The sequence below is a fragment of the Jatrophihabitans sp. genome (genome assembly GCF_035474675.1).
Lineage (GTDB): Bacteria > Actinomycetota > Actinomycetes > Mycobacteriales > Jatrophihabitantaceae > Jatrophihabitans_A.
Genome location: NZ_DATINC010000074.1, coordinates 1 through 12,067, shown reverse-complemented (window position 1 = coordinate 12,067; position 12,067 = coordinate 1). Strand labels below are relative to the sequence as shown.

Genomic DNA, 12,067 nt, shown 5'->3' with positions numbered 1-12,067 from the left:
TTCGTCAACCAGAACGTGCGGCCGTACTACGCCGAGGGCTCCAAGACGATGGGCTACGAGCTGGCCGAGCAGCTCGGCTGGCGTATCCCTGCCCAGGTCGTCATCCCCATGGCGTCGGGGTCGCTGCTGACGAAGGTGGACAAGGCCTTCCGGGAGCTCACCGCCGCCGGGATCGTCGAGGCCACCGAGTGGACCATCTTCGGCGCGCAGTCGGCCGGCTGCGACCCGATCGCGACGGCCTTCGACAACGGCTGGGACGTCGTCAAGCCGGTGAAGCCCTTCGGCATCGCCAAGTCGCTCAACATCGGCAACCCGGCCGACGGCCCGTACGCCCTGGACGCGGTCCGCGGCACCGGCGGGGCGATGGCCCAGGTCGATGACGACGAGATCCGGGCCGGCATCGAGCTGCTGGCCCGCACCACCGGGGTGTTCGCCGAGACCGCCGGCGGGGTCACCACCGCCGTGTGCAAGAAGCTGGTGGAGACCGGGGTGCTCGACACCAGCCGCGAGACGGTGCTCTACAACACCGGCGACGGCCTCAAGACCCTGGACGCGGTGGCCGGCCGGGTCGCGCCGACCGCGGTGATCGCACCGACGCTGAAGGGAATGCGGGCCGCCGGCCTGCTCTGACACTGCCGGGACCGGCCTGAAACCGACATTCCAGGACGGAGCGCGACGCGCCGAAGGCAGTAAATACGCCGATCCGGTGGCGGGGTGCCTCGACACCCGGTAACTTGCCGCTTGGTCGAGTGACGGACGTTTCGCCAACGAAGGACCACGGTGGCTTGAGCCAGCGTGTGCACCGAGCTGCCGGGACCGTGGAACGAAGACCCCGGCGTCACGAGGTGTGGCGGCCCGGTCGAGCCAGCAAGGAGTGCAGTGTGGCACAAGGCACCGTGAAGTGGTTCAACAACGAGAAGGGCTACGGCTTCATCGCCGTGGACGGCGGCCAGGACGTTTTCGTCCACTACAGCGCCATCCAGGTCGACGGCTACCGCTCTCTGGAAGAGGGCCAGCGGGTCGAGTTCGAGGTCGCTCAGGGCCCCAAGGGCCCGCAGGCCGACGCCGTCAGGGTCGTCCCGCAGTCGCAGCACAGCTGAACCAGCGGTTCTGGCCGCGGCTCGTCCCGACCACCTGAGAGGCAGTCGGGACGGGTCGCGGCACTGCCATGCCCGCACGGCCGCCGGCTAGTCGAGGGCCCTCCCGCCGGTGAGCTGAGCGCCGCCCCGTGCGCCCTCGGAGTCCGGGGTGTCGAAATCCAGGCCGGTGTGGTGGCCGATGAAGGCCAGCAGGTCGGTGCGCTCGGCGATCTGGGTCGAGCGGGACTTGCCCTGGCCGTGCCCGGCGCTGTACTGCACCCGCAGGTAGGCCACCGAGCCGGGTGGGCTGACCGCCTGCAGCCGGGCGGCGAACTTGAAGCTGTGTGCCGGCACCACCCGGTCGTCGTGGTCGGCGGTCATCACCAGGGTCGCCGGGTAGCGCACCTCCGGCCGTAGCCGATGGTAGGGCGAGTAGGCGTGCAGCACGTCGAACTCGGCCTTGCTGCGGCTGGCCTGGCCGTAGTCGGCGACCCAGGCCCAGCCGATGGTGAACCGGTCGAAGCGCAGCATGTCCATCACTCCGACCTGCGGAACGGCCGCCGCGAACAGCTCCGGACGCTGGGTCATCACCGCGCCGACCAGCAGCCCGCCGTTCGACCCGCCGTTGAGGGCCAGCCGGTCCGGGGTCGTCCAGCCGGCGGCGATCAGCTCCTCGGCGGTGGCGATCGCGTCGTCGAAGACGTTCTGCTTGCGGTCGCGCCGGCCGGCATCGTGCCACTGCGCGCCGTACTCACCACCACCCCGCAGGGTCGCCACCACCCACACCCCGCCGGCCTCGACGAAGGCGGCGATGCCGGGTGAGAACTCCGGGGTCACGCTGACGTAGAAGCCGCCGTAGCCGTACAGCGTGCACGGGTGCGGACCGTTGCCGGCCGTGACGTCGGCCCGGTGCACCACGAAGGCCGGCAGCCTGGTCCCGTCGGCGCTGGTGACCCAGATCTGGTCGGTGACGATCGCCGGCAGCTCGAGGCCGGCCGCCGCGTCGAAGACCACCGAGGTGCGCCCGGTGCTGAGCTCGTGCCGCAGCACCACCGGCGGGGCCTGGAAGGAGGAGAAGACCAGGTGCATCAGGTCGGAGTCCTCGTCGGCGCTCAGCTCGCTCACGGTGCCCAGGCCCGGCAGCTCCACGGTGCGCAGCTCGGCGCCGGCCAGGTCGTGCACGGTCAGCAGGGACCGGGCATCGGCCAGCCAGCTCAGCACCAGCGCGCCGGCGCCGGCGGAGGCGCCGAGCAGCAGGTGTTCCCGCTCGGCGACCAGGGTGCTGATCGCGCCGGAGGAGGGATCGAGCAGCACCAGCCGGCCGCGGCCGGCTTCGAAGTCGGTGTGCAGCACCAACCCGGCCGGCAGCGCGGTGACGAACGCCCACTGGGCGCCGGACGGCTCGACGACCTGGCGCAGCTCGCTGCCCGGTCGGTCGAGGTCGCGGACCCAGACCGAGCGGGTGTCGGCGGCAGGGTCGTCGACCACGACGACCAGCCAGCGGCCCTGGTGGTCGATCCACGGCCAGGGGCTGGCGGTGGGCTGGTCGGGCAGTTCGAAGACCAGCTCGTCGTCGGCCTGGTCGGTGCCGATCCGGTGCAGCATCAGCCGCGGTGCGCCGGCAGCCGAGGAGTAGATGTCGTCGGGGTCGCTCGGCGGGAACAGCGCGTAGAGGAAGCCGCTGGAGTCGGCCAGCCAGCACGGCTGGACGAACTTGGCCCAGCGGAGGTCGTCGTCGGGCAGGTCGGCGCCCGACTCGATCGAGCGAACCCGCCAGCGGCACCAGTCGCTGCCGGCCTCCTGGTAGGACCAGGCGAGCAGGCTGCCGGTGCGGTCGGCCACCGCGGCGGCGATCGCCGTGCTGCCGTCCGGGGCCGCCGGGTTGGGGTCCAGCAGCACCTGGCCCGCCCCCATCGGCTCCTCCGACATCCGCAGCACCGACTGCTGCTGGCTGCCGTCGTTGGTCAGCCGGAACCACCGGCCGCCGTGCGGCACCGGCGCGCTGGAACTGGGCAGCGCGATCAGCTCGCGCAGCCGGGCAGTCAGCCGGTCCCGTCCGGGCAGGCCCTGCAGGTAGCGCTCGGCGGTCTCGGCCTGCGCGCGTACCCAGTCGCCGACCTCGGAGCTGGTCTGGTCCTCCAGCCACCGGTACGGGTCGGGCACCGCGGTGCCGAAGAAGTCGTCGACCTGGTCCACCGTGCGGGTCTGCGGAAAGCCCGGAAGGCTGGAGGAGCTCATGCCTGGCACGGTAGGCGCTGCCTCCGACAACCACAGTCCCCGGGGTGCTCGGAGGCGCCCAGGCCACCTTGCACTCGGCCTACCAGAGTGCTAGACCTGACTTAGCACTCTGGTACTGTGAGTGCTAAGCCGATCGTGATGAGGCGCCCCGACTATGAGGGGCGTCGGCCGTCGCGGGCATCGCAGTCGGTCGAGAGCTGGTCAGTGCTGGGGTCAGCACGGAACAAGTAAAGGACGACACGCATGGCTAAGTTGATCGCGTTCAACGAGGAGGCCCGTCGCGGCCTCGAGCGCGGCATGAATATTCTTGCCGACGCGGTGAAGGTGACGCTGGGCCCGAAGGGCCGCAACGTCGTGCTGGAGAAGAAGTGGGGCGCCCCCACCATCACCAACGACGGCGTCTCGATCGCCAAGGAGATCGAGCTCGAAGACCCGTACGAGAAGATCGGCGCAGAGCTGGTCAAGGAAGTTGCCAAGAAGACCGACGACGTCGCCGGTGACGGCACCACCACGGCCACCGTGCTGGCCCAGGCGCTGGTCCGCGAGGGCCTGCGCAACGTGGCCGCCGGTGCCAACCCGATGGCCCTCAAGCGGGGCATCGAGGCCGGTGTCGCGGCGGTGACCGAGCACCTGCTCAACATCGCCAAGCCGGTCGAGACCAAGGAGCAGATCGCTGCCACCGCCTCGATCTCGGCCGCTGACACCACCGTCGGCGAGCTGATCGCCGAGGCGATGGACAAGGTCGGCAAGGAAGGCGTCATCACCGTCGAGGAGAGCAACACCTTCGGCCTCGAGCTTGAGCTGACCGAGGGCATGCGCTTCGACAAGGGCTACATCAGCGCCTACTTCGTCACCGACACCGAGCGGATGGAAGCCCAGCTCGACGACCCGTACCTGCTCATCCACGAGGGCAAGATCTCCAACGTCAAGGATCTGCTGCCGCTGCTGGAGAAGGTCATGCAGGCCGGCAAGCCGCTGGCGATCATCGCCGAGGACGTCGACGGCGAGGCGCTGTCGACCCTGGTGGTCAACAAGATCCGCGGCACCTTCAAGTCCGTCGCCGTCAAGGCCCCGGGCTTCGGCGACCGCCGCAAGGCGATGCTGCAGGACATCGCGATCCTGACCGGTGGCCAGGTCATCTCCGAGACCGTCGGCCTGAAGCTGGAGAGCGCCGGCCTGGAGCTGCTGGGCCGGGCCCGCAAGGTGGTCATCTCCAAGGACGAGACCACCATCGTCGAGGGCGCCGGTGACGCCGACCAGATCGCCGGCCGGGTCAACCAGATCCGCACCGAGATCGAGCACTCCGACTCCGACTACGACCGCGAGAAGCTGCAGGAGCGGCTGGCCAAGCTCGCCGGCGGCGTGGCGGTCATCAAGGTCGGTGCCGCGACCGAGGTCGAGCTCAAGGAGCGCAAGCACCGCATCGAGGACGCCGTCCGCAACGCCAAGGCTGCCGTCGAAGAGGGCATCCTGGCCGGTGGCGGGGTTGCCCTGCTGCAGGCCGCGGTGACCGCGTTCGAGAAGCTGGAGCTGACCGGCGACGAGGCCACCGGTGCCAACATCGTCCGGGTGGCGCTGTCGGCTCCGCTCAAGCAGATCGCGATCAACGCCGGTCTCGAGGGCGGCGTGGTAGCCGAGAAGGTCGCGGGCCTGCCGCAGGGTCACGGCCTGAACGCCGCGACCGGCGAGTACGGCGACATGCTGGCCGCCGGTGTGCCGGACCCGGCGAAGGTGGTGCGCTCTGCCCTGCAGAACGCCGCCTCCATCGCCGCGCTGTTCCTGACCACCGAGGCCGTGGTGGCCGACAAGCCGGAGAAGGCGTCGGCTCCGGCCGGTGGCGCTCCGGACATGGGTGGCATGGACTTCTAGGAGTCCGCTCCTGGATTGTCGCAATCCGAATGGGCGGTCCCGCTGCGGCGGGGCCGCCCATTCGCGTTTCGCCTTCCGTCCTCGGGGACTGCTCGATTCCGTTTCCCCTTTGGCCGTCTGGGCGATCAGAACGGATACGAAACCAGCGGATACGAAGCCGGCGGATCAGGCCAGCCGCTGGTAGGTCAGCCGGCCGGGCTGGTCCTTCCGTCATAAGGATCGACTGCTATGGCGATCGATCTTTATGACAGTCGCCGAGCAAGGCGGATCAGACGGACCAAGCTGATCAGGCGGACCAGCTGATCAGGCGGATCAGCGGGAAGACGTCAGCCCAGCTGGCGGTGGATGGCCCGCGCCGCCCGGGCTCCGGAGGCCAGCGCGCCCTGCTGCGAGGCGGTGTCGCGGTGGTCGCCGGCCACGAACAGGGTGTCGGTCAGCTGCACCGGCTGCCGCACGGCCAGCGGCGGCAGCATCGCAGGCAGCGCCCCGGCGATGGCGTCGACCCGCAGCAACTGCCAGTCCGCCGCGCTGGTGGCATACATCAACCCCAGCTGATCGCGTACCAGCCGTTCGGTATCCGCCGCCGGCAGGCCCACCATGCTGGCCGCGACCAGCGCCCGGCCGTCCGGGGAGTAGGCCGGCGCGGCGGCCGAGAGCACCGCGGCGTTGACCACCGGGCCGCGGCGCAGGCCGTCCAGGTGCAGGATCGGCCGGGGATGCGGAGAGCGCTCGGCGGCGAACCAGAAGGTGGTCAGGCTGCGCAGCTGCGGACGGGGGAGCCCGGTGAGCGCCGCCGCACCGGCCGGGTCGGCGGCCACCAGCACCGCCCGTCCGGTCACCCGCCCGCCGGCGGTGCCCACTACCGGGCCGGTCACCGACTCCACCGGCACCCCGAGCCGCAGGGTGCCGGCCGGCAGCGCGGCCGCCAGCTGCTCGGGCAACGCCTGCATGCCCCAGGCCGGCACGCCGGGGGTGCCGCGGAGAAACGTCCGGATCAGCAGCGCGACGTAGCGGGCCGACGTCTCGGCCCGGTCCTCGCCCAGCACGCCGGCCAGGAACGGTTCCAGCACCGCGGTACGCAGCGGCCCCCGGATGCCGGCCTGCTCCAGTTGCCGGCCGTACGGCTGGTCCGGCCGGGCCAGCAAGGTCGCCGGCCGGCGCACCAGGCAGCCCAGCGCCCAGCGCGCGAACCGGGCCTGCTCGACCGGCGTCCCCAGGCCCGACTTTCCCGGGCCGGACATCCCGAGACCCGGCGTCCCCAGGGCGAGCAGGGTGCTCCCGAGGTCTCGGGGGCTACGCCGCGGATCGGCCAGCACCCGGTGCCTACCGTCGAGGGCGACCCGGACGCCGGCATCGAACTGTTGCAGCCGCAGCCGGTCGGGATCGAGCACGCCGAGCGTGGTCAGCCGGCGCAGCCGGGGGTAGGCCGGGTTGATCAACTGGAAGCCGCGGTCGAGCCGGAAACCGTCGACCAGGTCGGTGACCACCCGGCCACCGGGCCGGGAAGCGGCCTCCAACAGCAGCACCCGGCGGCCCAGCCCGGTCAGCTCCAGGGCGGCCGACAGCCCGGCCAGGCCGGCACCGACGATCACCACGTCGGCGTCCGGCGATGCGCTCATCGGTCCGAGCCTAGCCGGGGGTCGCTCCGCCGGCAGGGGTCGGATCGCGGTGAACGGGCCATGTTTCCATGGGTTAAAGATCCGTCGCTCGCGACCGGTGCGCATTCTCGCGGTGGAGTCCCTCCCGGCCGCGCGGGTAGGAAAGGACGAGAGCAAGAAAGAAAAGCCGGTCCCCACACGGAGTGAACGGGCCATGACCGAGCGTGGCGGATCTCGAAGGAGCATCGATGAAATACCTAGTGACCTACCAGAGAGTGCCCGGCTCCGAGTCGTTGATAGTCGAGTACCTGCCGGCGCACCGGGACCACTTCATGAGCTACCACCAGCGCGGCGTCCTGCTGGCGATCGGCCCGCTGCGCGATCCGGCCAACGGCGAGGCGCTGGCGATCTTCACCAGCCGGGAGGCGGCGGAGGAGTTCGTGGCCGGGGATCCGTTCATGGTGCACGGCATCGCGTCCTGCACGATCCGGGCCTGGCAGGACGTCCTGCAACCCGGGGAGCCCGGTTAGCCCGCCGGTCCTCCTCAGACCGCGATCGGTGCCTTGATGGCCGGGTGCGGGTCGTAACCGATCAGCTCCACGTCGGCGATCTCGAACTCCTCGAGCTGCCGGCGGGCCGGGTTGAGCCGCAGTTCCGGCAGCGGCCGGGGTTCACGGCTCAGCTGCAGTTCGGCCTGCTCGACGTGGTTGAGGTAGAGGTGGGCGTCGCCCAGGGTGTGCACGAACTCACCCGGCGCGAGGTCGCACACCTGGGCGATCAGGTGGGTCAGCAGCGCGTAGGAGGCGATGTTGAACGGCACGCCGAGGAAGACGTCGGCCGAGCGCTGGTAGAGCTGGCAGGACAGCTTTCCGTCGGCGACGTAGAACTGGAACATCGTGTGGCACGGCGGCAGCGCCATCTGCTCGATCTCGGCGACGTTCCAGGCGTTGACGATGTGACGCCGGGAGTCGGGGTTGGTGCGGATCGAGTGCACCACGGCGGCGATCTGGTCGATCCGGCGGCCGTCCGGCGCCGGCCAGGACCGCCACTGGCTGCCGTAGACCGGTCCGAGCTCGCCGTCGGCGTCGGCCCACTCGTCCCAGATGCTGATGCCCTGCTGCTGCAACCACCGGACGTTGGTAGAGCCCTGCAGGAACCAGATCAGCTCGCCGACCACGGACTTGACGTGCAGCTTCTTGGTGGTCACCGCCGGGAAGCCGTCGGCCAGGTCGAAGCGCATCTGGTGGCCGAAGATGCTCAGCGTGCCGGTGCCGGTGCGGTCGCCCTTGCGAACGCCCTTGTGCAGGACGGTGTCGAGGAGATCGAGGTACTGCCGCACGTCGGCAACGGTAGCAGCGCCGGGCCGGACCCGGTGGCTGCGCCGGGCCGGCCCATCGGCGATGATGCCGCTATGAAACTGCGGGTCGAGACCACCTCCCGGGGCAGCGTCGAGCAGAACTTCGCCGGCCGGGTCGAGCAGCGCGTCCGGGAGCAGGCCTGCCGGGAGTCCGGCGCGCTGTCCTACGCGGTCTCGATCGAGCGCACGGCCGACGGCGGTGCCCGGGTCGAGGTCCGGCGGGTGATGCCGGCGAAGGTGCCGGACATGGTGCGCAGGTTCGTCGGCGACGACATCACCGTCGAGCAGGTCGAGCGGTGGGGCCCGCCGGGGCCGACCGGCACCCGGACCGCGACGGTGGAGGTCACGGTCAAGGGGCAGCCGGCCAGCATGACCGGCTCGATGGTGCTCTCCCCGGACGGCCCGGACGGCGCGGGATGCACCGAGCTGGTGACCGGCGAGGTCACCGTCGCGATCCCGTTCCTGGGACGGCGGATCGAGCCCGAGATCGTGAAGGTGATCGAGGCGGCGTTGCGCATCGACCACCGGGTGGGGCAGGCCTGGGTCAGCCGGCCGGATTGACGCCAGATCTGGGTTCGGGACGATGGTGCCGTGACGGCCGGCGGGTGCGACGCTGGTAGTAGCGGCCCATGAGCCCGGACCACCGCCGGGAGCAAGGCTTCGAGTTTGCCCACCTGAGAGGCACGCAGTGCGCATTTCCGAGTTAGCCCAGCAGAGCGGCCTGCCGGTCGCCACCATCAAGTTCTACCTGCGCGAGGGACTGTTGCCGGCCGGCGTCCCGATCTCGCGCACCCAGGCGGAGTACAGCGACGCCCACCTGGAGCGGCTGCGGTTGATCAGGGCACTGCGCGACATCGCCGACCTGCCGGTCGCCACGGTCGGCACGGTGCTGTCCGCCGTGGACGACGATGAGCTGCCGCTGCTGGACCTGCTCGGCGTCACCCAGACCGCGGTCGCCGCGTCCAAGGCCTCGGCGGTGCCCACCGAGTCCGGCATGAAGCTGGCCGAGCAATTGCTGACCGACCTGGGCTGGATGCTGACCGAGGACTCACCGCTGGTGGAGTCGCTGGCCCGGGTGCTGGACGTGCTCGACGGCGAGGGCGAGCCGGTGGACGCCGAGAGCCTGCGGCCGTGGGCCGAGGCGGCCTGGGCGGTCGCCGAGGTGGAGATGGACCACATCCCGGTGGAGGCGCCGCGCGCGGAGGCGGCCCACACGGTGACGGTCGGCACGGTGATCTACGGCGAGCTGCTGGCCCAGCTGCGGCTGGCCGCCCAGGAGGCGGTCAGCCTGGAGCGGTTCGGCCCGCCCCAGCCGGTGATGGCTCCCGTCGAGGGCCCGGCCGCCGGCGCGCCGGCTACCCGGAAGCATCCCCGGAGTGGTCGCCGCGCAGACGAGCGGCAGCGGTCTCAGGGGTGATGTCGTTGATCCACACCGCCGCCCCGGACTCCGAGCCCGCCAGGTACTTCAGCTTGCCCGCCGCCCGCCGGATGGTGAACACCTCCGCACCGAGATGCCAGTTGCCGGCCAGCTGACGGACCGGCGCCTGGTGCCAGCCGGCGATGTAGGGCGTCTTGCTCCCGACGAGGGGCTCGAAGAGCCGGTCGAAGCGCCGCAGCAGGTCCAGGTAGCTGCGGGCGAGGTCGTCGCGCTCGTCGCCGGTCAGCTCCGGCAGGCTGCCGACGTGCCGGTTGGCGACCAGCCGGGCCTCGTAGGGCCAGCGGGCCGCGAACGGCACCAGCGCCGTCCAGTGCTCGGTGCGGCTGATCACCCGCTCGCCGGCCTCCACCTCCCGCCGGAGCAGCTCGCAGCGCAGGCAGCTCCCGTGCTCGGCCGAGTACCCGGCGGCGGCCTGTGCGGCGCGCAGCATCCGGGGCGGTACGAACGGGTAGCCGTAGATCTGGCCGTGCGGGTGCGAGAGCGTCACGCCGATCTCCTCACCCCGGTTCTCGAAGCAGAAGACGTACTCCACGCCGGGCGTCCGGCTCAGCTCCGCGGTGCGGTCGGCCAGCGCGTCGATCACCGTCCGGGCGTGCTGGGGTGACAGCTGGGCGAAGGAGGTGTCGTGGTCGCTGGTGAAGCACACCACCTCGCACCGCCCGACGCCCGGGCCGGAGGCGAACGGAAAGTCCTCCACGACGCCGAACGTCTCGGCGGACTCGCCGGCCAAGGACGGGAACCGGTTCTCGAACACCGCCACGTCGTAGTCGGCGGCCGGGATCTCGGTCTGCCTGCCGTCCCGGCTGGGGCACAGCGGGCACAGGTCGACCGGCGGCTTGTAGGTCCGCGACTGCCGGTGCCCGGCGATCACCGACCATTCCTGGAACAGCGGATCCCAGCGGATCTGGGACGCGGTGGCGGTCTCGGGCAGCTCCCGGCGGTCGGCGGCTGACCGGTCCTGGCCCGCCCGCAGGTCGTAGTAGAACAGGTCCCGGCCGTCGGCGAGGGCGTACTGCTGCCGGTAGGTCATGGCCTGCTTCCCTCGGTGGAGCCGGTGGTGTTGGTGGTCTCGGTGGTGCCGGTGGGGGAGTCGGTGGCGGCCGGCACCACGATCAGTTCGCCGACCGCCTCTTCCAGCACCGCGCGGGCCTGCTCGGACAGGTTGTCGTCGGTGACCAGGATGTCGGCGATCGACAGCGGCCCGAAGTCGGCCAGTCCCACGGTGCCCCACTTGGAGGAGTCGGCGAGCACGATCACAGCCTGGGCGCGCTCGATCAGCGACCGGTTGGTCTCGGCCTCGGCCAGGTTCGGGGTGGTGAAACCGGCGACCGGGTCCATGGCGTGCACGCCCAAGAACAACTGGTCGAAGTGCAGCGACCGGATGGTGGCGTCGGCCACCGGGCCGACCAGCGCCGCGCTGGGGGTGCGCACCCCGCCGGTGAGGATCACGGTCTGCTTGCCGTTCTCCGCCGCGGCGATGGCGTCGGCCACCGCGGTGGAGTTGGTCACCACGGTGAGGGCGGGGATGGCGGCGACGTGCCGGGCCAGCGCCCAGGTGGTGGTGCCGGCCGAGAGGGCGATGGCGGTGCCCGGCGCGATCATCCGGGCGGCCCGGGCGGCGATGGCCTGCTTGGCGGGTTGGGCGAGGCTGGTCTTGGCCTCGAAGCCCGGCTCCTCGCTGACCCGGCTGCCCAGCACCGCGCCGCCGTGCACCTTCTGGATGGCGCCGGCGGCCGACAGCTGGTCCAGGTCGCGCCGGATGGTCATGTCCGAGACGCCGAGCAGGATGGTCAGCTCCGAGACCCGCACCCCGCCGGCCCGCCGGACCTCTTCGAGGATCCGGGCCTGGCGTTGCCGAGCGAGCATCGAAACCGTCCTGTGTCGAGCCGGTGGATCGTTGCTGCCTATAACCCGGGCCGGCTTCATCAGGAACCAACAGTAGACAACAAGCGCGGTTCAGCGGTAGGTGCGCATCCCGCCGGCAGCCCAGCCCCGGGACGGTCCTCCAGGGCGGTCGGTCTGCGGACGCGGTAGGTCTACCTAGTCGGTGCGTCCGCAGACGAGCGACGACGAGGTGCCTTACGCGCTGCTGGCTCGGTGCCACCAAAGCGGGCGAGGCGACTCGCGCTCTCGCGTTCGATCAGGGCACACAGTGCTTGGCGCAACAGCGCCCTCGTGTCCGAGGTTCCCGTCAGGCGTTGCGCCTCGGCGAGCAGGTCGTCGTCTAGTGCCACGGTCGTTCGCATGCTGGCCTCACATCCCGTAGCGGTATCTGACGGCGGGTACGCCAGGCTACAGCGGGCGGAGCAGGTCGTCGGCGTCGATGATGGTGTAGGCGTAACCCTGCTCGGCCAGGAACCGCTGGCGGTGCGCGGCGTACTCGGCGTCCAGGCTGTCGCGGCTGACCACCGTGTAGAAGTGCGCCTGCCGTCCGTCGTGCTTGGGCCGCAGCACCCGTCCCAGCCGCTGGGCCTCCTCCTGCCGGGAG

12 protein-coding genes and 1 pseudogene are annotated in these 12,067 nt (G+C 71.1%); 6 read left to right on the top strand and 7 right to left on the bottom strand.

From position 1 onward, the window contains the following. Together VLJ82_RS08980 and VLJ82_RS08975 are read left to right on the top strand one after the other, a co-directional pair. Nucleotides 1–630: threonine synthase (locus tag VLJ82_RS08980; RefSeq protein ID WP_408662997.1), on the top strand; the 630-nt coding region annotated here is incomplete at its 5' end. Between the two features lie 251 nt (nt 631–881). Then, nucleotides 882–1,100, top strand: coding sequence for a cold-shock protein (locus VLJ82_RS08975; RefSeq protein WP_408662996.1), 219 nt, complete (start codon nt 882–884; stop codon nt 1,098–1,100). Nucleotides 1,101–1,187: 87 nt separating this feature from the next. Here VLJ82_RS08975 and VLJ82_RS08970 read toward each other — a convergent pair whose 3' ends face one another. Continuing rightward, the gene (locus VLJ82_RS08970) at nt 1,188–3,317 is read right to left on the bottom strand and encodes a prolyl oligopeptidase family serine peptidase (protein ID WP_408662995.1); all 2,130 of its coding nucleotides are present in this window, start codon (nt 3,315–3,317) and stop codon (nt 1,188–1,190) included. Nucleotides 3,318–3,560: 243 nt separating this feature from the next. On the opposite strand from VLJ82_RS08970, the gene groL reads away from it, so the two are divergent. After that, complete coding sequence (groL, locus tag VLJ82_RS08965) at nt 3,561–5,186, top strand: chaperonin GroEL (protein WP_408662994.1); 1,626 nt, start codon at nt 3,561–3,563, stop codon at nt 5,184–5,186. Between the two features lie 326 nt (nt 5,187–5,512). On the opposite strand, the gene VLJ82_RS08960 is transcribed toward groL, so the two are convergent. Further along, nucleotides 5,513–6,805 (bottom strand): NAD(P)/FAD-dependent oxidoreductase, encoded by a 1,293-nt coding sequence (locus tag VLJ82_RS08960; protein ID WP_408662993.1) that lies wholly within the window; start codon nt 6,803–6,805, stop codon nt 5,513–5,515. Between the two features lie 227 nt (nt 6,806–7,032). On the opposite strand from VLJ82_RS08960, the gene VLJ82_RS08955 reads away from it, so the two are divergent. Then, complete coding sequence (locus tag VLJ82_RS08955; RefSeq protein ID WP_408662992.1) at nt 7,033–7,314, top strand: YciI family protein; 282 nt, start codon at nt 7,033–7,035, stop codon at nt 7,312–7,314. Between the two features lie 14 nt (nt 7,315–7,328). Here VLJ82_RS08955 and VLJ82_RS08950 read toward each other — a convergent pair whose 3' ends face one another. After that, on the bottom strand, nt 7,329–8,123 hold the full coding sequence (locus VLJ82_RS08950) for a thymidylate synthase (RefSeq protein WP_408662991.1): 795 nt from the start codon (nt 8,121–8,123) through the stop codon (nt 7,329–7,331). Between the two features lie 72 nt (nt 8,124–8,195). Between VLJ82_RS08950 and VLJ82_RS08945 the strand changes: the two genes are divergently transcribed. Both VLJ82_RS08945 and VLJ82_RS08940 read left to right on the top strand, forming a co-directional pair. Then, a complete protein-coding gene (locus VLJ82_RS08945; protein ID WP_408662990.1) occupies nt 8,196–8,702 on the top strand; it encodes a DUF2505 domain-containing protein in 507 nt (168 codons plus the stop codon). A gap of 127 nt (nt 8,703–8,829) precedes the next feature. Beyond that, a complete protein-coding gene (locus VLJ82_RS08940) occupies nt 8,830–9,558 on the top strand; it encodes a MerR family transcriptional regulator (protein ID WP_408662989.1) in 729 nt (242 codons plus the stop codon). Here the strand turns inward: VLJ82_RS08940 and galT are convergent. The 4 genes and pseudogenes from galT to VLJ82_RS08920 all read right to left on the bottom strand — a co-directional run. Continuing rightward, nucleotides 9,497–10,609 carry a galactose-1-phosphate uridylyltransferase gene (gene galT, locus VLJ82_RS08935; protein WP_408662988.1) on the bottom strand — a complete coding sequence of 371 codons (1,113 nt, stop codon included), beginning with the start codon at nt 10,607–10,609 and terminating at the stop codon, nt 9,497–9,499. The genes VLJ82_RS08940 and galT overlap by 62 nt on opposite strands. Then, the gene (locus VLJ82_RS08930) at nt 10,606–11,445 is read right to left on the bottom strand and encodes a DeoR/GlpR family DNA-binding transcription regulator (RefSeq protein WP_408662987.1); all 840 of its coding nucleotides are present in this window, start codon (nt 11,443–11,445) and stop codon (nt 10,606–10,608) included. Before VLJ82_RS08930 ends, galT begins: the two co-directional genes overlap by 4 nt. 170 nt (nt 11,446–11,615) lie before the next feature. Next, complete coding sequence (locus tag VLJ82_RS08925) at nt 11,616–11,825, bottom strand: type II toxin-antitoxin system VapB family antitoxin (RefSeq protein ID WP_408662986.1); 210 nt, start codon at nt 11,823–11,825, stop codon at nt 11,616–11,618. A gap of 46 nt (nt 11,826–11,871) precedes the next feature. After that, nucleotides 11,872–12,067, bottom strand: a pseudogene (locus VLJ82_RS08920) (helicase); the annotation flags it as partial.

Bases quoted from the DNA above. Each gene is read 5' to 3' on its own strand.
- VLJ82_RS08970 (WP_408662995.1), bottom strand. From the start codon at position 3,317: ATGAGCTCCTCCAGCCTTCCGGGCTTTCCGCAGACCCGCACGGTGGAC.
- groL (WP_408662994.1), top strand. From the start codon at position 3,561: ATGGCTAAGTTGATCGCGTTCAACGAGGAGGCCCGTCGCGGCCTCGAG.
- VLJ82_RS08960 (WP_408662993.1), bottom strand. From the start codon at position 6,805: ATGAGCGCATCGCCGGACGCCGACGTGGTGATCGTCGGTGCCGGCCTG.
- VLJ82_RS08955 (WP_408662992.1), top strand. From the start codon at position 7,033: ATGAAATACCTAGTGACCTACCAGAGAGTGCCCGGCTCCGAGTCGTTG.
- VLJ82_RS08945 (WP_408662990.1), top strand. From the start codon at position 8,196: ATGAAACTGCGGGTCGAGACCACCTCCCGGGGCAGCGTCGAGCAGAAC.
- galT (WP_408662988.1), bottom strand. From the start codon at position 10,609: ATGACCTACCGGCAGCAGTACGCCCTCGCCGACGGCCGGGACCTGTTC.
- VLJ82_RS08930 (WP_408662987.1), bottom strand. From the start codon at position 11,445: ATGCTCGCTCGGCAACGCCAGGCCCGGATCCTCGAAGAGGTCCGGCGG.
- VLJ82_RS08925 (WP_408662986.1), bottom strand. From the start codon at position 11,825: ATGCGAACGACCGTGGCACTAGACGACGACCTGCTCGCCGAGGCGCAA.